The 20,327-nt window shown below is 70.3% G+C and carries 16 protein-coding genes and 1 riboswitch; of the genes, 8 read left to right on the forward strand and 8 right to left on the reverse strand.

Going from position 1 to position 20,327, the window contains the following annotated elements:
- The first annotated feature begins 81 nt into the window (after positions 1–81).
- From ACFZB3_RS30340 to ACFZB3_RS30355, 4 genes are all read left to right on the forward strand, one after another.
- Positions 82–657 carry an RNA 2'-phosphotransferase gene (locus ACFZB3_RS30340; RefSeq protein ID WP_391380831.1) on the forward strand — a complete coding sequence of 192 codons (576 nt, stop codon included), beginning with the start codon at positions 82–84 and terminating at the stop codon, positions 655–657.
- A gap of 19 nt (positions 658–676) precedes the next feature.
- Positions 677–1,159, forward strand: coding sequence for a hypothetical protein (locus ACFZB3_RS30345; RefSeq protein ID WP_391380833.1), 483 nt, complete (start codon positions 677–679; stop codon positions 1,157–1,159).
- Positions 1,160–1,201: 42 nt separating this feature from the next.
- Positions 1,202–2,104, forward strand: a complete 903-nt coding sequence (locus tag ACFZB3_RS30350; protein WP_391380837.1) for an LLM class flavin-dependent oxidoreductase — start codon at positions 1,202–1,204, stop codon at positions 2,102–2,104.
- Positions 2,105–2,175: 71 nt separating this feature from the next.
- Complete coding sequence (locus ACFZB3_RS30355; RefSeq protein WP_391380839.1) at positions 2,176–3,063, forward strand: HAD-IIB family hydrolase; 888 nt, start codon at positions 2,176–2,178, stop codon at positions 3,061–3,063.
- A gap of 19 nt (positions 3,064–3,082) precedes the next feature.
- Here ACFZB3_RS30355 and cydD read toward each other — a convergent pair whose 3' ends face one another.
- From cydD to hisC, 4 genes are all read right to left on the reverse strand, one after another.
- Complete coding sequence (cydD, locus tag ACFZB3_RS30360) at positions 3,083–6,715, reverse strand: thiol reductant ABC exporter subunit CydD (RefSeq protein ID WP_391380841.1); 3,633 nt, start codon at positions 6,713–6,715, stop codon at positions 3,083–3,085.
- Between the two features lie 52 nt (positions 6,716–6,767).
- On the reverse strand, positions 6,768–7,775 hold the full coding sequence (cydB, locus tag ACFZB3_RS30365; protein WP_391380844.1) for a cytochrome d ubiquinol oxidase subunit II: 1,008 nt from the start codon (positions 7,773–7,775) through the stop codon (positions 6,768–6,770).
- 18 nt (positions 7,776–7,793) lie between these two features.
- The gene (locus ACFZB3_RS30370; RefSeq protein WP_391380847.1) at positions 7,794–9,302 is read right to left on the reverse strand and encodes a cytochrome ubiquinol oxidase subunit I; all 1,509 of its coding nucleotides are present in this window, start codon (positions 9,300–9,302) and stop codon (positions 7,794–7,796) included.
- 273 nt (positions 9,303–9,575) lie between these two features.
- Positions 9,576–10,655 (reverse strand): histidinol-phosphate transaminase, encoded by a 1,080-nt coding sequence (hisC, locus tag ACFZB3_RS30375; protein ID WP_391380849.1) that lies wholly within the window; start codon positions 10,653–10,655, stop codon positions 9,576–9,578.
- Between the two features lie 471 nt (positions 10,656–11,126).
- Between hisC and ACFZB3_RS30380 the strand changes: the two genes are divergently transcribed.
- The 3 genes from ACFZB3_RS30380 (at position 11,127) to ACFZB3_RS30390 (ending at position 14,634) form a co-directional block, all read left to right on the forward strand.
- The gene (locus tag ACFZB3_RS30380; protein WP_391380851.1) at positions 11,127–12,239 is read left to right on the forward strand and encodes a substrate-binding domain-containing protein; all 1,113 of its coding nucleotides are present in this window, start codon (positions 11,127–11,129) and stop codon (positions 12,237–12,239) included.
- Positions 12,240–12,494: 255 nt separating this feature from the next.
- Complete coding sequence (locus ACFZB3_RS30385) at positions 12,495–13,583, forward strand: metallophosphoesterase (protein ID WP_391380853.1); 1,089 nt, start codon at positions 12,495–12,497, stop codon at positions 13,581–13,583.
- A 181-nt stretch (positions 13,584–13,764) separates the two neighbouring features.
- Entirely contained in the window at positions 13,765–14,634 is an 870-nt protein-coding gene (locus ACFZB3_RS30390) for a hypothetical protein (RefSeq protein WP_391380855.1), read from the forward strand.
- 145 nt (positions 14,635–14,779) lie between these two features.
- Here the strand turns inward: ACFZB3_RS30390 and thiC are convergent, their stop codons facing one another.
- Positions 14,780–16,600, reverse strand: a complete 1,821-nt coding sequence (gene thiC / locus ACFZB3_RS30395; RefSeq protein WP_391380859.1) for a phosphomethylpyrimidine synthase ThiC — start codon at positions 16,598–16,600, stop codon at positions 14,780–14,782.
- A riboswitch (TPP riboswitch) is annotated at positions 16,593–16,770 on the reverse strand. Its footprint overlaps the gene before it by 8 nt.
- Positions 16,771–16,841: 71 nt before the next feature.
- Between thiC and ACFZB3_RS30400 the strand changes: the two genes are divergently transcribed.
- The gene (locus tag ACFZB3_RS30400; protein ID WP_391380861.1) at positions 16,842–18,440 is read left to right on the forward strand and encodes a YibE/F family protein; all 1,599 of its coding nucleotides are present in this window, start codon (positions 16,842–16,844) and stop codon (positions 18,438–18,440) included.
- 132 nt (positions 18,441–18,572) lie between these two features.
- On the opposite strand, the gene ACFZB3_RS30405 is transcribed toward ACFZB3_RS30400, so the two are convergent.
- The 3 genes from ACFZB3_RS30405 to ACFZB3_RS30415 form a co-directional block, all read right to left on the reverse strand.
- Positions 18,573–19,010 (reverse strand): SsgA family sporulation/cell division regulator, encoded by a 438-nt coding sequence (locus ACFZB3_RS30405; RefSeq protein WP_351706050.1) that lies wholly within the window; start codon positions 19,008–19,010, stop codon positions 18,573–18,575.
- Between the two features lie 99 nt (positions 19,011–19,109).
- Complete coding sequence (locus tag ACFZB3_RS30410) at positions 19,110–19,976, reverse strand: helix-turn-helix domain-containing protein (RefSeq protein ID WP_391380864.1); 867 nt, start codon at positions 19,974–19,976, stop codon at positions 19,110–19,112.
- A 133-nt stretch (positions 19,977–20,109) separates the two neighbouring features.
- Entirely contained in the window at positions 20,110–20,322 is a 213-nt protein-coding gene (locus ACFZB3_RS30415) for a DUF5326 family protein (protein ID WP_089100495.1), read from the reverse strand.
- Positions 20,323–20,327 lie beyond the last annotated feature (5 nt).

Below are 20,327 nucleotides of genomic sequence, written 5' to 3' on the forward strand. Positions count from 1 at the left end.
GGATAACCGCACTTGGTTGTGGATCAAACCTGCGGCGAAAAATATCTGCGTGATCCACGTCTCGCCCGGCACCCTGGTGGCATGAACGCGAGACACAACGAAGGAGCACAGGACGAGCGGCGCACCGTGAAGGTGTCGAAGTACCTCTCGAAACACCTGCGCCACCAGCCCGAACGCATCGGGCTCAGCCTGGACGACGCGGGCTGGGTGGAGATCGACACGCTGCTCGCGGCGGCCGCGGCGCACGGTTTCCCGGTCACCCGCGAGGAACTGGACCACGTCGTCGCCGCCAACGACAAACAGCGGTTCGCGATCGACGGCACCCGGATCCGCGCCAGCCAGGGCCACAGTATCGACGTCGACCTCGGCCTGCCCCCGGCGACCCCGCCGCCGTATCTCTACCACGGCACCGTCGCGAGGAATCTGGACGCGATCCGGAGCGAGGGCCTGAGGCCGATGAACAGGCACGACGTGCATCTGTCGGCGGACCGGGAGACCGCGACGCGGGTGGGCGCCCGGCGCGGGCGGCCCGTGGTGCTGTCGGTGGACGCGGGCGCGATGCACCGGGACGGGCACGTCTTCCACATCAGCGCGAACGGGGTGTGGCTGACCCAGGCCGTACCGCCGCGCTACCTGCGCTTCCCCGATCCGCACTGACCCCGGCATGATGAGTGGTATGGACCATTCGGAGTACCAGGAGCACCGCAACCACCGAGCGCACCTGCCGACCACCGAGGCGGCCGTCGGCGCGCTCCGTGCGATCGCCGCCGAGCACGGACGCGAGATCGAGGTCACGCACGACATCGGCGCCGACCAGACCTCGCGGCGCAGCGCGGCCGGTTTCGGTGTCACCACGGACCCGGACGGTTCGCTGCCGCACGAGGCGTACGCCGAGTTCGGCGGCCTGCCCCGGGTGAGCGTGCGGCTCTTCCCGGAGGACGACGCGCTGATCACCGTCGAGGGCGTGGACTTCCACGACGTCCCGCGCGACGACGTGATCGCCTTCCTGCACTCCGTCTTCGGCGGCCTGGCCCATGTCCGGGCCCGCCGCTTCCCACCGGCGGCCACCCTGGTCGTGCCGCTGGCCGGGGACCGCACGTACAAGGAACACCTCGCCGCGCACCTGCTCACGCCGTGGCTGGGCAGCCGCATACGGTGACCGTTTCGGCCGTTGCCGGAGGGTCCCCTTAGTCTCGGACGCATGAGTCTGCGCCTGAGCACCGTGATCCTCCCGTACCGCCGCTGGAGCGAGGGTGGCCGTGCCGCCTGGACGCGCGCGGAGGAGCTGGGCTTCCACACCGCGTACACCTACGACCACCTGTCCTGGCGCAGCTTCCGGGACGGCCCGTGGTTCGGGGCGATCCCGACGCTGACCGCAGCCGCCTCCGTCACCGACCGACTGCGCCTCGGCACGCTGGTCACCTCGCCGAACTTCCGGCACCCGGTGCCCCTCGCCAAGGAGCTGATCTCCCTCGACGACATCTCCGGCGGCCGCGTCACCCTCGGTATCGGCGCGGGCGGCAACGGCTTCGACGCCACCGCGCTGGGCCAGGAGCCGTGGACCCCGCGCGAGCGCGCCGACCGGTTCGCCGAGTTCGTGCCGTTGCTCGACCGGCTGCTCACCGAGGACTCCGTGACGTACGAAGGCACGTTCTACTCGGCCCACGAGGCGCGTGACATTCCGGGCTGTGTGCAGCGGCCCCGGCTGCCCTTCGCGGTCGCGGCCACCGGCCCGCGCGGACTGAGGCTGGCCGCGCGGCACGGCCAGGCGTGGGTGACCACCGGCGACCCGAAGCTGTACGAGAACGGCACGCCCGAGCAGTCGGTCGAGGCGCTCCGCGGACAGCTGGGGAAGCTCGCCGAGGCCTGCACGGCGATCGGCCGGGACGTGACGGAGCTGGACAAGGTCCTGCTCACCGGGTTCACCCCGGACCGTGGCCGCCCCCTGGAGTCCCTGGACGCCTTCGTGGACTTCGCCGGCCGCCACCGGGAGCTGGGCTTCACCGAGTTGGTGATCCACTGGCCCATCCCGGACTCGGACTTCGCGGCCGAGCAGAAGGTCTTCGAGCAGATCGCCATGGAGGCCCTGGCCCAACTCGGCTGAGACGCGGCCGAGGACGGTTCCGAGTCGTCTGTGTCTCATCTGTGCGCCCGGCCGCACGGCCGTGCGGGCATATGCGCGAGAATGGCCCGGTGACCTCAGCGACCCGACAGCCCGAGACCCCTGCCTTCGCGACCCCGCCCCGGCTGATCGCCACCGATCTCGACGGCACCCTGCTGCGCGACGACAAGTCGGTCTCCCCGAGGACGGTCGCCGCGCTGGCCGCCGCCGAGGAGGCGGGTGTCGAGGTCTTCTTCGTCACCGGCCGCCCGGCCCGCTGGATGGACGTCGTCAGCGACCACGTCCACGGCCACGGCCTGGCGATCTGCGGCAACGGCGCGGCCGTGGTCGACCTGCACGGCGGCCCCGGTGCCCACCGCTTCGTGAAGGTGCGCGACCTGGCCCGGGAGAACGCGCTGGACGCGGTACGGCTGCTGCGCGAGGCCGCGCCCGGCACCGTGTACGCGATCGAGCAGACGTACGGCTTCCACCAGGAACCGGCCTATCCCAAGCTGCACCTGGAGATACCGGACCACCTGCTCGCCGCCGAGGAGATCCTCGCGGCCGACGGTCCGATGGCCGGCGAGCCCGTGCTCAAGATCCTCGCCTACCACCCCGACCTCGACCCCGACGCCTTCCTCACCCTCGCCCGCCTCGCCATCGGCGAGCGCGCCACCGTCACCCGGTCCAGCCCCAGCGCCCTGCTGGAGATCAGCGGGCCGGGCGTCTCCAAGGCCAGCACGCTCGCCCTGGAGTGCGCCGAGCGCGGCATCTCGCGCACGGAGGTCGTCGCCTTCGGGGACATGCCCAACGACGTCGAGATGCTGACCTGGGCCGGCCAGTCGTACGCCATGGGCAACGCCCACCCCGCCGCGGTCGCCGCCGCCTCCGGCCGCACGGCCGCCAACAACGAGGACGGGGTGGCCGTTGTGATCGAGCAGCTGCTGGCCGCCCGCGCCTGAGACGGTCCGCCGCGCCGGACTACCGCGCCCCCACCAGCGACTCCGCCGCCGCCTCCCGCTCCGCCATCGCGCGCAACGGTCCGGCCACGGCGGCCAGTTCCGGGTAGCTCCCGCGCTGCACCACCCTGCCGTCGTCGAGGACGATCACCTCGTCCACGGCCTCCAGACCCGCCAGCCGGTGCGTGATGAGCAGCGTGGTACGGCCCTCGGTGGCGGCCAGCAGGTCCGCGGTGAGCGCGTCGGCCGTGGGCAGGTCGAGATGCTCGGCAGGCTCGTCCAGCACGAGCACCGGGAAGTCGGCGAGCAGTGCCCTGGCCAGCGCCAGCCGCTGCCGCTGCCCGCCGGACAGCCGCGCCCCGTGCTCACCGACCAGGGTGTCGAGCCCGTCGGGGAGCCCGTCCACCCAGTCGAGCAGCCGGGCTCGGCTGAGCGCGTCCCGCAGGTCCTCCTCGGTCGCGCCCTTCCGGGCAAGCAGCAGGTTCTCGCGCACGGAACTGTCGAAGAGGTGCGCGTCCTGGGCGCACAGCCCGACGAGCCGCCGTACGTCGTCGCTGTCCAGGCCGTACGCGTCCACACCGGCGAGCGTGTAGGAGCCCGCGCCCGGGTCGAGGAACCGCAGCAGGACCTGGGCGAGGGTGGACTTGCCGGCGCCGGAGGCACCGACCACGGCGACCCTGCGCCCCTCGTGCAGGGTGAGGTCGAGCCCGCCGAGCGCGTCCCGCGGCTGCCCCGGGTACCGAGCGGTCAGCCCCTTCAGTACGACGGGGAAGGGCGTGGCGGGCGCCTGCCGCGGCCGCTCCGGCTCCCGCACGGGCTCGGGCGCGTCCAGCACCTCGTAGATGCGCTCAGCGCTCCTGCGCACCCGCCGGCGGTGCCGCACGGCCAGCGGCAGCCCCAGTACGGCCTCGAAGGCGGCCAGCGGGGTGAGCACGACGACCGCCATCGCCACCCCGCTCAGCCGCCCGTCGGCGACCCCCTGGGCCCCCAGCAGCGCGGCGGCCACGACGGTCAGGCCGGTCAGCAGTGCGGTCAGCCCGTCACCGAGTGCGGTGGCCGTAGCACCTCGCGAGGCGATCCGGGTGAGCGTGCCGTCGGCCCGCCGGGCCTCGTCGGTGCGGGCCGGCAGTGCGCCTGCGACGGTCAGTTCGGCGGTGCCTGTCAGCAGGTCGGTCACCCGGGTGGCGAGCAGCCCGCGGGCGGGTGCCAGCCGGTGCTCGGCGCGCCGGGCCACGGCCGAGGTCACCAGCGGAACGCCGACACCGGCCGCCAGCAGCCCCACCGCGAGCGCGGCCCCGGCCTCGGGCAGCAGCCAGGCCGTGAAGCCCACGGCGCCGGCGGACACCGTCAGCGCGGCCCCGACGGGAAGCAGCCAGCGCAGCCAGTAGTCCTGCAGGGTGTCCACATCGGCGACCATGCGGCTGAGCAGATCGCCCCGCCTGGTCGTCCGCAGTCCGGCAGGCGCGAGCCGCTCCAACCGCCGGTACACGGCGACCCGCGTATCGGCCAGCATCCGCAGCACCGCGTCGTGCGACACCAGCCGCTCGCCGTACCGGAACACGGCCCGCCCGATCCCGAACGCCCGTGTGGCCGTCACGGCGACCATCAGGTACAGCACCGGCGGCTGCTGTGAGGCCCGCGAGATCAACCATCCGGAGGTCGCCATCAGCCCGACAGCGCTGCCGAGCGCAAGGGCCCCCAGCACAAGCGCGAGCAGCAACCGCCCCCGCCGGGCCCCGGAGGCAGCACGCACCCGCCCGAGAACCCCCCGGCCCCGCACAGCAACCGAGTCCACGGCGCCACCTACACCCCCCGTGAACACCCCCGCCCGCCCACCATCCAACTCCCCGAGCCACCCCATACCCCCGCTTACCGACCCACCGAGCCGCCCCGCACCCTCACCTTCCGACCGACCGAGCAGTCCCTCCGCGACCTCGCTTTCCAACTGACCGAGTCGGGTGGTGGGTGGGCAAAGGTTCTGGGGGTCCAGGGGGCGGAGCCCCCTGGGAGCCTCGCTGCCGGAGAGCCGCACCACCCGGTCCGCCACCGACAGCAGCGCCGGCCGATGCACCACCAGCAGCACGGTGCGCCCCGCGGAGAGCCTCCGTACCGCCGCCACGACCTCCCCCTCGGTCACCCCGTCCAGCGCAGCCGTCGGCTCGTCCAGCAACAGCACAGGCCGGTCGGCCAGAAACGCCCGCGCCAGCGCCAGCCGCTGCCGCTGCCCCGCGGACAGCCCGGCCCCGTCCTCGCCGAGAACCGTCTCCGCTCCTTCCGGCAGCGCATCCACGAACTCCAGCGCCCCGGCGTCCCGCAACGCCCCCCGGACGGCGTCGTCGTCCGCGTCGGGACGCGCGAGCCGTACGTTCTCGGCGATCGTCGCGGCGTACAGATGCGGCCGCTGCGGCACCCACGCGATCCGCGACCGCCACTCCGTCAGGTCGACGTCGGCGAGATCGGCGTCCCCGATCCGTACCCGCCCCCGCGCCGGCCGCACGAACCCCAACAGGACGTTGAGCAGCGTCGACTTGCCCACACCGCTCGGGCCGACCAGCGCGACGGTCTCCCCGGGTCCGACCGTGAAGGACGCGTCGGTCACGGCGTCCGCCGAGCGCCCCGGGTAGCGGACCGTCACCCCCTCGAAGGCCAGGGCGGCACCGGAAGGCACCGCACCCGTCCCGGACGCCGGCACCGGCGTCTCCAGCACCGCGAAGATCTCCTCCGCGGCCGCCAGCCCCTCCGCCGCCGCGTGGAACTGGGCGCCCACCTGCCGCAACGGCAGATACGCCTCGGGCGCCAGCACCAGGATGACCAGCCCGATGTACAGGTCCATGTCGCCGTGGACGAGCCGCATGCCGATGGTCACGGCGACCAGCGCCACCGACAGCGTGGCGAGCAGTTCCAGCGCGAACGAGGAGAGGAAGGCGATCCGCAGGGTCCGCATGGTCGCCTGCCGGTACTCGCCGGTGATCCGGCGGATGGACTCGGCCTGTGCCTTGGCCCGGCCGAACACCTTCAGCGTCGGCAGTCCGGCGACCACGTCCAGGAAGTGACCGGAGAGCCGGGACAGCAACCGCCACTGACGGTCCGTCCGGGACTGGGTGGCCCAGCCGATCAGGACCATGAAGAGCGGTATCAGCGGCAGGGTTCCCACGATGATCGCCGCGGACACCCAGTCCTCGGTGACGATCCGCGCCAGCACCGCGACCGGCACGACCACGGCCAGTCCCAACTGCGGCAGGTAGCGCGAGAAGTAGTCGTCGAGGGCGTCGACACCGCGCGTGGCGAGGGTGACCAGCGAACCGGTCCGCTGTCCGCCCAGCCAGCCGGGACCGAGCGCCACCGCCCGGTCGAGGAGCCGGCCTCGCAGCTCGGACTTGACCGCGGCGCTCGCCCGGTGTGCGGCGAGTTCGGTGAGCCAGGAGACCAGCGCCCGGCCGACGGCCACGGCCGCCAGCAGCAGCAAGGGGGTGCGGAGTTCGGAGACGGAGTGACCGTGCTGGAAGGCGCCGACGACCACTTCGGCGATCAGCATGGCCTGGGCGATGACCAGCCCGGCGCCTACGACACCGAGACCGACGACGGCCACCAGGAAGAGGCGGGTGGCGCGGGCGTAACGCAGCAGACGGGGATCAATTGGTTTCACGTGAAACATGCCCTTCGGCCTGGTTGGGGGTGTTTCACGTGAAACACCCCCAACCTCGGACTCAGTGCGCGGCTTCGGTCGCGATGTGCTGCGTACCGATCCGCTTGCGGAACACCCAGTAGGTCCACCCCTGGTAGAGCAGGACGAGCGGTGTGGCGATCGCCGCGAGCCACGTCATGATCTTCAGGGTGTAGGGACTCGACGAGGCGTTGGTGACCGTGAGGCTCCAGTCCCCGTTGAGCGACGACGGCATGACGTTCGGGAAGAGCGACAGGAAGAGCATCGCCACGGCGGCCACGATGGTCACACCGGACAGGGCGAACGCCCATCCCTCGCGGCCCCGCAGATTGGCTCCGAGGGCGGCCACCAGTGCGGCAACCGCCACGATCAGGGCCACCAGGCTCTTGCCGTCACCGCTGTCGGCCTGGGTCCACAGCAGGAAGGCCAGTGCCAGTGCGGCAGCGAGGACACCGACCCTGGTCGCCAGCTTCCGCGCCCGTACCCGGATGTCGCCGACGGTCTTGAGCGCGGTGAACACCGAGCCGTGGAAGGTGAACAGGGTCAGCGTCACCAGTCCGCCCAGCAGGGCGTACGGGTTGAACAGGTCCCAGACGGTGCCGACGTACTCGAAGTTCCGGTCGATCTTCACGCCGTGCGCGATGTTCCCGAAGGCCACGCCCCACAGGAACGCCGGGACCAGCGAGGTCCAGAAGATCGCGGTCTCCCAGTTGCGCTGCCAGTTCTCCTCGGGCCGCTTGGCCCGGTACTCGAAGGCGACGCCCCGGACGATCAGGCAGACCAGGATGACCAGCAGGGGCAGGTAGAAGCCGGAGAAGAGTGTGGCGTACCACTCGGGGAAGGCGGCGAAGGTCGCACCGCCCGCGGTGAGCAGCCACACCTCGTTGCCGTCCCAGACCGGGCCGATCGTGTTGATCAGCACCCGCTTCTCCAGGCGGTCCCGGGCGAGCAGCTTGGTGAGGATGCCGACCCCGAAGTCGAACCCCTCCAGGAAGAAGTAGCCGGTCCACAGGACGGCGATCAGGACGAACCAGACGTCGTGAAGTTCCATGACTGCGTCTCCCTCGGCCTAGTACGAGAAGGCCATCGGCTTGTCGGCGTCACGGGCCTCGCCGCCGATCTTCGTGGGCGGGTTGAGATCGTCCTCGGTGAGTTCGGGCGGGCCCGCCTTCACGTACTTCACGAGCAGCTTGACCTCGACGACGGCCAGGACCGCGTAGAGCGCGGTGAAGGTGATCATCGAGATGAGGATCTCGGTCTGGGAGACACCGGGGGAGACCGCGTCACGGGTCTGCAGGACGCCGTAGACGACCCAGGGCTGGCGGCCCATCTCGGTGAATATCCAGCCCCAGGAGTTGGCGATCAGCGGGAAGCCCAGCGTCCATATCGCCACCAGCCAGTACAGCCTGCCGAGCTTGGGGCTGAGCGCCTTGTTCTTGAAGAGGACCAGGTTCGGCACCTCGTCCTCACCGACCCGCAGGTGCTGCGGCAGCATGAACTTCTTGCGGGTCAGCCAGAGTCCGGCGAGACCGATCGCGAAGGACGCCATGCCGAAGCCGATCATCCAGCGGAACGCCCAGAAGGTGACGGGGATGATGGGCCGGTAGTCGCCGGCACCGTACTTCTGCTGCTCGGCCTTGTTGGTGTCGTTGATGCCGGGGACGTACGAGTTGAAGTTGTCGTCGGCCAGGAAGGACAGCAGGCCGGGGACGGACAGTTCGACGGTGTTGTGGCCCTTGCTGACGTCGCCGTAGGCGAAGATCGAGAAGGGCGCCGGCTTCTGGCCGTCCCACAGGGCCTCGGCGGCGGCCATCTTCATCGGCTGCTGCTTGAACATGACCTTGCCGAGGGTGTCACCGCTGATCGCGGTGAGCATGCCGGCGATGACCACGGTGACCAGGCCGAGCCGCAGCGAGGTCTTCATCACGGTGATGTGCTTCTTGCGGAACAGGTGGAAGGCGGCGATGCCGACCATGAACGCCCCGCCGGTCAGGAAGGACGCGGACAGCGTGTGGAAGGCCTGGGCCAGCGCGGTGTTCTGGGTGAGGACGGCCCAGAAGTCGGTGAGTTCGGCCCGCCCCTTCGCCTTGTCGATCTTATAGCCGACGGGGTGCTGCATCCACGAGTTGGCCGCGAGGATGAAGTACGCGGACAGGATCGTGCCGATGGAGACCATCCATATGCAGGCCAGGTGGATCTTCTTGGGCAGCTTGTCCCAGCCGAAGATCCACAGCCCGATGAAGGTGGACTCGAAGAAGAAGGCGATCAGCGCCTCGAAGGCGAGCGGGGCTCCGAAGATGTCACCGACGAAACGCGAGTAGTCGGACCAGTTCATGCCGAACTGGAACTCCTGCACGATGCCGGTGACCACACCCATCGCGATGTTGATCAGGAAGAGCTTGCCCCAGAACTTGGTCGCCCTGAGGTACTTCTCCTTCTCCGTGCGCACCCAGGCGGTCTGCAGGCCGGCCGTGAGGGCGGCCAGCGAGATCGTCAGCGGGACGAACAGGAAGTGATAGACGGTGGTGATGCCGAACTGCCAGCGCGCCAGTGTCTCCGGCGCCAGAGCCAGGTCCACGTCGTCAGTCTCCTTACGTCGCCGTGATACAGCGGCATGTGCCCCCATTTGTCACGTACATCACGGAGCAAACGGGACGCGCTTGTGAATGCATTCACATTCACAAGCCATTATGGCGCACTCACTCTCGAACATCGAAGGGGGGTCGCACTTGAGCCGTCCGGCCCCTGCGGGGCATGCGAACGGGGCCGCTCGGCCCTCGTCCCGGCCGTGCGGCCCCGCACGTCTGACAGCTCCGGACCGCGGGGAGCCTCCCGTGCGGTCCCTCGGGCGCTACAGCTCCTTGCGGAACGCCTCCGCCACCTTCACGAAGATGTCGTTCGCCTCGGTCTCGCCGACGGTCACCCGCACGCCCTCGCCCGGGAACGGCCGGACGACCACACCGTGCTCCTCGCAGAGCTGCGCGAAGGCCGTCGTCCGCTCCCCCAGCCGCAGCCACACGAAGTTGGCCTGGGTCTCCGGCACCGTCCAGCCCTGCCCGCGCAACGCCCCGACCACGCGCTGCCGCTCGCACACCAGCGAGCCGACCCGGCCCAGCAACTCGTCCTCCGCCTGCAGCGAGGCGATCGCCGCCTCCTGGGCGAGCTGGCTCACGCCGAAGGGGACCGCCGTCTTGCGCAGCGCCGCAGCCACCGGCTCGTGCGCGATCGCGAAGCCGACGCGCAGCCCGGCGAGGCCGTACGCCTTGGAGAAGGTCCGCAGTACGCAGACGTTCGGCCGCTCACGGTAGATCTCGACGCCGTCCGGCACCTCGGGATCGCGGATGAACTCCCGGTAGGCCTCGTCGAGGACCACCAGCACGTCGCTCGGCACCCGGTCCAGGAACCGCTCCAGCTCGGCCCGCTTCACGACGGTGCCGGTCGGGTTGTTGGGGTTGCAGACGAAGATCAGGCGGGTGCGGTCGGTGATGGCGTCCGCCATCGCGTCCAGGTCGTGCACATCACCGGGCGTGAGCGGCACCTGGACCGACCGGGCACCGCTGATCTGCGTGATGATCGGATAAGCCTCGAAAGACCGCCACGCGTAGATCACCTCGTCGCCGGGCCCGCTGGTGGCCTGGATCAGCTGCTGGGCGACACCGACCGACCCGGTGCCGGTGGCCAGGTGCCCGAGCGGCACGCCGAAGCGGTCCGAGAGCTCGTTCATCAGCCCGGTGCACGCCATGTCCGGGTAGCGGTTGAACGAGGAGGCGGCCGCGGTGACGGACTCCATCACGCCGGGCAGCGGGGGATACGGGTTCTCGTTGGAGGAGAGCTTGTACGCGACCGGGCCGCCGGCCGCCGCCGGCCTGCCCGGCTTGTAGGTGGGGATACCCTCCAGCTCGGTGCGCAGCTTGGGGCTCGTCTCGCTCACCGCAGTCCTCCTCGCGACCACCGGCGGACCGTCCGCGCCGCCGGCATCCAATACTGCTCACCTTATGAGGATTCGGCGCCGCTGCGTACTGCGGAAGAGGGCACGAAGAACCGGACCGGCACCGCGGCGCGAGGACGGGGGAGCCGGAACGGCGAACCTCATCCGTACCACTGGCATCACGGGCATCACCGTACGAAGGCGCATTTATCGGGGGCGCGCCTTACATATATCTACGCGCCGGTGGCTCACGCCGTAGCGCGCATCACCCGTGCAGGTGAGTTGAGACCTCTTCGAAACATCGGGCACTTGGCAGGCCCATGCGTGCCGACAAGTCACGTCCTACCATTGGATCGTTCAACTGACTTTCTTTCTAAGGTAGTTGACCCATATTGACCTTGCAGAAACGTGCCTGTCAACGCGTGCATATGCGTCCGCACTACCCCACCGCATGAGCCCTACTATCGGCTCGCCATGACAGCAGCAGGGAAGCACCAGGTGAGCCGCGCGGAAACCTCTCGGCGAGGCAGCCGGCCGGGCCGGGCGGGCATCAGAGACGTCGCCGCCGCCGCCGGAGTCTCCATCACGACCGTCTCCGACGCCCTGAACGGCAAAGGGCGGCTCCCGGATGCCACCCGCCGCCACGTCAGAGAGGTCGCCGACCGGCTGGGGTACCGCCCCTCGGCCGCCGCCCGCACCCTCCGTACCGGCAAGTCCGGCCTCATCGGCCTGACTGTGACGACGTACGGGGATGAACCTTTCACCTTCACCGAGTTCGCGTACTTCGCCGAGATGGCGCGGGCCGCCACCTCGGCCGCGCTCGCCCGCGGCTACGCCCTCGTCATCCTGCCCGCCACCTCACGGCACGACGTGTGGTCGAACGTGGCCCTGGACGGCACGGTCGTCATCGACCCCTCCGACCAGGACCCGGTGGTCAGCGAACTGGTCCGGCAGGGCCTGCCGGTGGTCTCCGACGGCCGCCCGGCCGGCTCGCTCCCGGTCACCGCCTGGGTGGACAACGACCACGAGGCCGCCGTGCTCGGCATCCTCGACCACCTCGCCGACGCGGGAGCCCGCCGGATCGGCCTGCTCACGGGCACCACCACGGACACGTACACGCACCTGTCGACCACCGCCTACCTGCGCTGGTGCGAGCGCGTCGGCCAGGACCCGGTCTACGAGGCCTACCCGGCGCACGACCCGTGCGCGGGCGCCGTCGCGGCCGACCGGCTGCTCGCCCGGCCGGACCGCCCCGACGCCGTCTACGGGCTGTTCGACCCCAACGGCACCGACCTGCTGGCCGCCGCCCGCCGCTACGGGCTGCGCGTCCCCGACGACCTGCTCCTGGTGTGCTGCAGCGAGTCGACCGTGTACGCCAACACCGAGCCGCCCATCACCACGCTCTCCCTGAAGCCGCGCCGCATCGGCACGGCGGTGGTGCAGCTGCTCATCGACGCGATCGAGGGGGTCGATTCGGACCAGCCGGTCGAGCAGGTGATACCGACCGAACTGATCGTGCGTACCTCCTCCCAGCGACGCACGCAGCGCACCACGGTCAGCCCGCCGCGGGCACCCGAGGAGGGGTAGCACGGACACGCGGAGAACGGGGCGGCGCGGCTGCCGGGCGTCGTCGCACGACGGCCGGCAGCCGATCGGCGGGTGGTCGAACCCCTGCCCAACCGGGGCGAAAGCCACGCTGAACTGGAGTCCTGCCCGGATTCACCACCCCTGGGTCATCACACGGCGCGACGGGCATTCCTATGATGGGCCCACGACACCGCGGGCCGCTGCGACCAGGCAGTCCGAAGCGGTGCAGATGCGGCGCGATGGTGGAGGGGTCTGATGACTCAGGGGGCCGGTCAGGGACCCGAGACGGAGCGGACGGCGACGTTGCGCGACTTCCGGGTGCCCGGGTACGTCAACGAGACCGGTCCGTACGTCGCCAGCACCCACCCCGGTGACGTCGTCCCGCCCCTCGACGACATGTACCCCGAGGGGTATCCGGACGGGTACACGCCCACCCAGCGCGACCTGCCGGTCATCAACCGCGGCGACACGCTCCAGACGCCCGTCGAACCGGCCGCCGCCCCGGCCGCGCAGCCCGCGGACGGTCCCGGCCCGTTGTACGTCGTCGGCGACGTGCACGGGTACTTCGACGAGCTGCTCGCCGCGCTGCGGGAGCAGGGCCTGATCGACGCGGACGGGCAGTGGTGCGCGGGCACCGCCCGGCTCTGGTTCCTCGGCGACTTCACCGACCGGGGTCCGGACGGTATCGGCGTCATCGACCTGGTGATGCGGCTGTCCGCCGAGGCGGCCGCGGCCGGCGGCTACTGCAAGGCCCTGATGGGCAACCACGAGCTGCTGCTGCTCGGCGCGAAGCGGTTCGGCGACACCCCCGTCAACTCCGGTGCGGGCACCGCCACCTTCCAGGCGGCCTGGCTGCTCAACGGCGGCCAGAAGACCGACATGGACCGGCTCCAGGACCACCACCTGCAGTGGATGGCCCGGCTGGACGCCGTCGAGGAGGTCGACGGCTACCTGCTGGTCCACTCCGACACCACCGCCTACCTCGACTACGGCGACTCGATCGAGGCGGTCAACGACACCGTCCGCGAGACCATCACGCGTAACGACGCGGACGAGGTGTGGGATCTGTTCCGGAAGTTCACCAAGCGCTTCTCCTTCCGCGACGAGGGGGGTGCAGACGCCGTCCGTTCCCTCCTCGATACGTACGGCGGTACCCGCATCGTTCACGGGCACAGCCCGATTCCCTATCTGCTGGGCGAAGTCGGCTCCGAAGAGGGCGAAGAGGGCAGCGGCCCCGTTGTCGAGGGACCGCACGTCTACGCCGACGGGCTCGCCATCGCCATGGACGGCGGCGTGACCATGGCCGGAAAGCTGCTGGTGAGGCAACTCCCGCTGAACACCTGAGCGTCAGACGGGCAGTTTCATCCCCCCGACGTCACACACGGGCCACCCCCAATTTCCGGCAACCCCCTGTCACCGCGTGCCGTAACGGCTCTACCATCGGTTTATCCGTAGCAGGCTCCCCTCCGTTTCTGCCCGACGGCTCGCCGGCGTGCGAGCTACCAGCCCTACGGAGCATCGGGGGATGCACATGAACAGCGTTCCGCAGCACCTGCACAGCGAGGACCGCCAGGAATACGAGCGGATCCTCGATGAGGCGCTGCGCTCCGCCCCGTACCGTCCCGAACTGGCCGGTATAGGCCAGCGTCTGAACACCGAACAGCTGCGCACCATGGCGCTCAACGCCACCGCACTGATCGCGGCGGCCGCGGCGACCGAGTACCAGCACTATGTGAAGGTCCGCGAGGAACTGCGCAACCCGGCGCGGTCCACCCCGGCCGCCGTCCACGAGTCCGGCTCCGCGGAGCCGGGCGCGGGCGGCGCGATGGGGCTCGCCACCACCCTCGGCGAGGCCGCCGAGACCACCGGCGCCGGAGGATTCGCCCTCGCCCTGGTCCTGGCGCCGGTACTGGCCGGCACCGCTGCCGCGATCTTCCTGCTCGTCGGCTACGTCCTGAAGATGCTGGACCCGGCGCCGGCGTTCGCCCAGACCATGCTCACCGCGGGCTGGGTCTTCGGCGTCGTGACCGCGGCCGCCATCATCATGGCCGGCGCGGGACTGCTGCTCACCGCACTGCGCAACAGCCCCTCGCTGGAGGCCGGAGCCTACGGCGAACCCGGCGGGGAGGTGGCCAAGGCCCGGGAGGCCTGGCGGGACGCCCTGCTGGAGCGCGGCATCCTGCCCTTCCTGCGGGAAGCGCTGGCCGCCGACACCGGCACGGCCGGACTGCGCCGTACCGCCCCGTCGGGCCCGGCGGGCCGGATGCCGCGCCTCGGTTACGACCGCCCCGGCTTCAGCACCGACAACGGCTCCGCCCCCGCCCCCCGCCCGAGCTTCACCAGCCCGGACTACACCAGCCCGGACTTCGGAGGCCCGGAACACCAGCCGGAATAACCCGGCTTGCGCCCCCGGCCAGGGGGCGCAGGCCGGACACCCGGCCCGGCCGTGCCCACCCCGGTCCTCGGCATGACGCCACCGCCCCTCTGCGCGATCGCGGCAGCGCATTCCCCAGGTCTCCGGCACACTCACGGACCCGCCGTCACTCCGCGATCGGCAGATACACCCGGTTCCCGCTCGCCGCGAACTCCTTCGACTTCTGGAGCATCCCCTCCGCGACCTCCTCGGGCGACGCACCCTCAGCCGCCGCACCACCGAACCGCTCCGTGATGGTCTGGCTGATCTTCATCGAGCAGAACTTCGGCCCGCACATCGAGCAGAAATGGGCGGTCTTCGCCGGCTCCGCCGGAAGCGTCTCGTCGTGGAACTCGCGGGCCGTGTCCGGGTCCAGGGCGAGGTTGAACTGGTCCTCCCACCGGAACTCGAAGCGGGCGTCGGACAGCGCGTCGTCCCAGTCCTGGGCGCCCGGGTGGCCCTTGGCGAGGTCGGCCGCGTGGGCTGCGATCTTGTAGGTGATGACGCCGGTCTTGACGTCGTCCCGGTTGGGCAGGCCCAGGTGCTCCTTCGGCGTGACATAGCAGAGCATCGCCGTGCCCCACCAAGCGATCATCGCGGCACCGATGCCGGAGGTGATGTGGTCGTACGCCGGCGCGACGTCCGTGGTCAGCGGGCCGAGCGTATAGAACGGAGCTTCATCGCAGATCTCCTGCTGAAGGTCGATGTTCTCCTTGATCTTGTGCATCGGGACATGGCCCGGGCCCTCGATCATCGTCTGTACATGGAAACGCTTCGCGATCCGGTTGAGTTCCCCGAGCGTGCGCAGCTCCGCGAACTGGGCCTCGTCGTTGGCGTCCGCGATGGAGCCGGGGCGCAGCCCGTCGCCCAGCGAGTACGTGACGTCGTAGGCAGCGAGGATCTCGCAGAGTTCCTCGAAGTTCTCGTACAGGAACGACTCCTTGTGGTGCGCGAGGCACCAGGCCGCCATGATCGAGCCGCCGCGCGAGACGATGCCGGTCTTGCGGTTGGCCGTGAGCGGCACGTACGGCAGACGCACGCCCGCGTGGACGGTCATGTAGTCCACGCCCTGTTCGGCCTGTTCGACGACCGTGTCCTTGTAGATGTCCCAGGTCAGTTCCTCGGCCCGGCCGTCGACCTTCTCCAGCGCCTGGTAGAGCGGCACCGTGCCGATGGGGACGGGGGAGTTGCGCAGCACCCACTCGCGGGTGGTGTGGATGTTGCGGCCGGTGGACAGGTCCATGACCGTGTCGGCGCCCCAGCGGGTCGCCCAGGTCATCTTCTCGACCTCCTCCTCGATGGAGGAGGTGACCGCGGAGTTGCCGATGTTGGCGTTGACCTTCACCAGGAACCGCTTGCCGATGATCATCGGCTCGATCTCCGGGTGGTTGACGTTGGCGGGCAGTACGGCCCTGCCCGCCGCGATCTCCTCGCGGACCACCTCGGGAGAAACGTTCTCGCGGATGGCCACGTACTCCATCTCCGGGGTGATCTCGCCCCGGCGGGCGTACGCGAGCTGCGTGACCGCCTCGCCTCCCCGGCTGCGGCGCGGCTGGCGCGGACGGCCCGGGAAGACCGCGTCCAGGTTGCGCAGGCCACCCCGCGGCGAGGTGTGCTTGATCCCGTCGTCCTCGGGACGGACGGGACGGCCCGCGTACTCCTCGGTGTCACCGCGGGCGACGATCCAGTTCTCCCGCAGCGGCGGCAGTCCCCTGCGGACGTCGGTCTCGACGAGCGGATCGGTGTACGGGCCCGAGGTGTCGTAGAGCGTGACCGACTGCCCGTTGGTGAGATGCACCTGACGGACCGGCACGCGCAGGTCGGGGCGGGAGCCCTCGACATACCCCTTGTGCCAGCCGATGGACTTCCCGGCCTCCGGGGACGGTTCGCCCGCAATGGGCTGTTCGTCCTGGCCGAAGGCAGGCGTGCGTACGTCCTTGTTGGTCATGAGACCTACTCCCTACGCCGGCATTACCCGGTAACAGGTTCAGCGGTCGACGCAGCGGCTTCCGTCGGGCGGCATTTCCTGTGAAACATCACTCGTTCCACGTGAAACATCGCGAATACGGAGGTCAGCGCCCTCTCAGCCCGGTGCTCCGAGCTCCCGCGTGTGCAAAGGTGCCTCCACGCTAGCGTCAATTCGGGCGCGGTGAACAGAGGGCCCCTGCCGTTCTTGCGATGATCGGGCGGTGACCTCGACACAGCAGCACCCCTATCCGCCCCCCGACCCGCGGCGCGGCAACGGCGCCACGCAGGGCGGCGGAACCGGCCACGGGGGCCATGGTGCCGGTGACGGACACATCCACGGGCAGGGCGAGCCGTACGGCCACGGGCAGGCCCTCAGCCACGCCCGGCATGACGACAACGGCCATGCCCACGGCCGCGCCGAGGCACAGGGCCACGCGCCCCACGGCCGGTCTCATGGCCATTCGCCCGGTGCAGGCCCCGAACAGGGCGGCTCCGGGCCCGGCGGCGGTCATGGCCACTCGCACGGGCACAGCCACAGCCACAGCCACGGTCCCGCCGCGCCCGTCTCCAAGCATCTGCGGAAGGTCATCGCGGCGATCCTCATCCCCTTCACCGCCGCGGTCGTGGTCGGCCTGGTGGTGCTGTGGCCAGGCGGTGCCCCGCCGCACGAGCGCACCGGCGTCGGCTTCGACCGCCAGACGCAGGCGGCGACGGTCACCAAGGTCGTCTCGGTCAGCTGCAAGTCGGTCAACGCCTCCGGAGGCGGCTCGACCGGCGACGCCTCCACCGACGGCACTTCCTCGAAGGAGGAGGACAGCACCTGCAAGAAGGCCACGGTCCGGGTCGACACCGGCAAGGACAAGGGCCGTACCTTCACCGAGATCGTGCAGCCCGACCAGTCGCGGCAGTTGCACGAGGGCGAGCAGGTGGTGGCCGCGTACGAGCCCTCCGCACCCAAGGACCTGCAGTACTCGGTCACCGACGTGAACCGGAAGTTCCCGATGGCGCTGCTCGCCGGGATCTTCGCGCTCGCCGTCGTGGTGGTGGGCCGGCTGCGCGGCGTGATGGCGCTGGTCGCGCTGGCCGTCAGCTTCCTGGTGCTGACCATGTTCATCCTGCCGGGGATCCTGCAGGGCTCGAACCCGCTGCTGATGGCGGTGGTCGGGTCGAGCGCCATCATGCTGATCGCCCTGTACATCTGCCACGGGCTGTCGGCCAGGACCTCGGTGGCGGTGCTCGGCACACTGGTCTCGCTCTGCCTGATCGGCCTGCTCGGCTCGGAGTTCATCGACTGGGCCGCGCTCACCGGCAACACCGATGACAACACCGGCCTGATCCACGGCCTGTACCCCTCGATCGACATGAGCGGCCTGCTGCTGGCCGGTGTCATCATCGGTTCGCTGGGTGTCCTGGACGACGTGACGGTGACCCAGACCTCGGCCGTCTGGGAGCTGCACGAGGCCAACCCGACGATGGGCTGGCGTGGGCTGTACCGGGCGGGCATCCGCATCGGCCGCGATCACATCGCCTCTGTCGTCAACACCCTCGTGCTGGCCTACGCGGGCGCCGCACTCCCCCTGCTGCTGCTCTTCTCGATCGCGCAGAGCAGTGTGGCCACGGTCGCCAACAGCGAGCTGGTGGCCGAGGAGATCGTGCGCACGCTGGTCGGCTCGATCGGCCTGGTCGCCTCGGTGCCGGTCACCACGCTGCTCGCGGCCCTGGTGGTGTCGGCCGACCGGCCGGGCGCCGAGGCGGCCGTGCCCGTGGAGGCCGCGCCGGCCGCGGCGCGCGGCGGGCGGGGGCGCCGCCGCAAGCGGTGAGGCGCGGTGGACGGCCCGGGAGAAGGCCGTCCACGAGTTGGGGCGCCGACGGTGCACCGGTGGAGAAGCGTTCCTGCGCGTCCTCGTGCGGCCCGGACGAGCGGCGCGCGGCCCCGTGCCGTGACGCACGCTTCAGCCGGCGCTCGGCTCCTCGGCCAGGATGCGGTCCAGCGCCTCGTCGAGGTGGGCGTCGAAATCGGCGAGCGAGCCCTCCTGGCCGAGCGGCACCAGCTTGTCCGTACGGTCGAGGAACGCCACCAGCGGCGGCGCGGAGGACCGGAACACCGCCTGGTCGCCGCCGACCTGAAGCCGGATCAGCACCTCACCCAGCACCTCGGAATCGGCGGGCGCGATGTGCACATCGCCCTCCCCGCACGGCCTCCCCACGCCGTCGATCAGCAGTTCCCGGCCGAAGGCCCAGGTCACCGGGGCGTCCCCGGGCAGATGGAAGGTGAGCCGGACGGCATAGGGATCACAGGTCTCGTAGCGCAACTCCACGGGGATGCGGAAGGAGAGCTCCTCCGAGACGAGAAAGCTCATCATGACTTCTGCTTGTACGGACTCGCGCATTGCCTACCCCGTCATATGACACCGACTGGCCGGGTTTTATCCCTTTGATGGTGGTCAAATCTTGCTGAAAGTACACGGGAGATCACAAGGAGTGAGTTTTCAGATACTGATAGCGATCGCCAGCGACCCCAGGTGCCGGCCCACTTCGGCCTGCAACTGCCGGACGGCGGGCAGCAGCCGGTCGGCCTGGTGGAGAGGGAGGGAGATGGCGATCGTGCCCGCCGTGGTGCCGACGGTGAGGGGGATCGCCGCACACACCGTCCCCAGCGTGTACTCCTGGCGCTCCACCACCGGCTCCATCCGCCGCGTCCGCTCCAGCCGTCGCAGCAGAGTCTGCTCGTCACGGACCGTGTACGGGGTGAGGGGCCGCACGGGATAGCGGCGGAGATGGTCGCGGCGGACGTCCTGGTCCAGCTGGGAGAGGAGACACTGGCCGACGGCGTGCGCGTGCCCGGTCTCGCGGAAGCCGACCCACTCCTCGACCGCCGGGGTGGCCGCGGAGTCGGAGATGCTCATGACCTCGATCTCGCCGTCCCGGTACATGGCGTAGTACACCGGGACACCGATCGAATCCCTCCAGTGCGCGAGGGTGTCGACGACCGCGCTGCGACGTTTCTGCTGTGCTCCGCTGCTGCTCAGCCGCTCCGCGGCCTCACCGAGGAAGAACAGCCCCTTGTCGCGGCGCAGATAGCCCTCGTGCACCAGGGTGCGCAGCAGGTGGTAGGCGGTGGGCAGGGCGAGGCCGGTCTCGCGGGCCAGTTGTTTGGCGGGTGCGCCGTGCTCGTGTCCGGCGACGCATTCCAGCAGGCGCATCGCGCGCTGCACAGAGCCGATGAGGGTGGCCGAATGGGGCTGTGCGGAGTCGGCCGGCGAGGCCGGCCGCTGCACGGGGGGTGTGCCGGAACTGCGTTGGGTCGGGGGCGGGGGGTGTTCCGTGGGTGCGGAGGTGGCGTCAAGCGTGGCCAAGGGTCACTCCCGGAGCGCGAGGGGGTCAGCGACTCTAACCGTCCACCGACGCTCCCGGTCGGCCCGTACGGGAAACTTCCCCCGCCCGAGGGAACCGGTGACTCCTGTTACCGGTCACCGATTCCCACGGTCCTCACCAGTCGCTCTTCGACGAGGAGTTCGACATGAACTTGCGCACGATGTAGATCAGTCCGCCGACCAGCGCCACGAAGATCAGCAGCTTGAAGAGCAGGAAGACCACCCAGCTGATCACGGCCGTGATCAGACCGCCGAACACCACCAGCGCGATGACCGGCACCGCGATCCACTTCACCCACCACGGCAGACCCGTGAAGATCTCTCGCATTGCCC

It is taken from the genome of Streptomyces sp. NPDC008092, from assembly GCF_042957285.1.
In the GTDB taxonomy this organism is placed as follows: Bacteria; Actinomycetota; Actinomycetes; order Streptomycetales; family Streptomycetaceae; genus Streptomyces.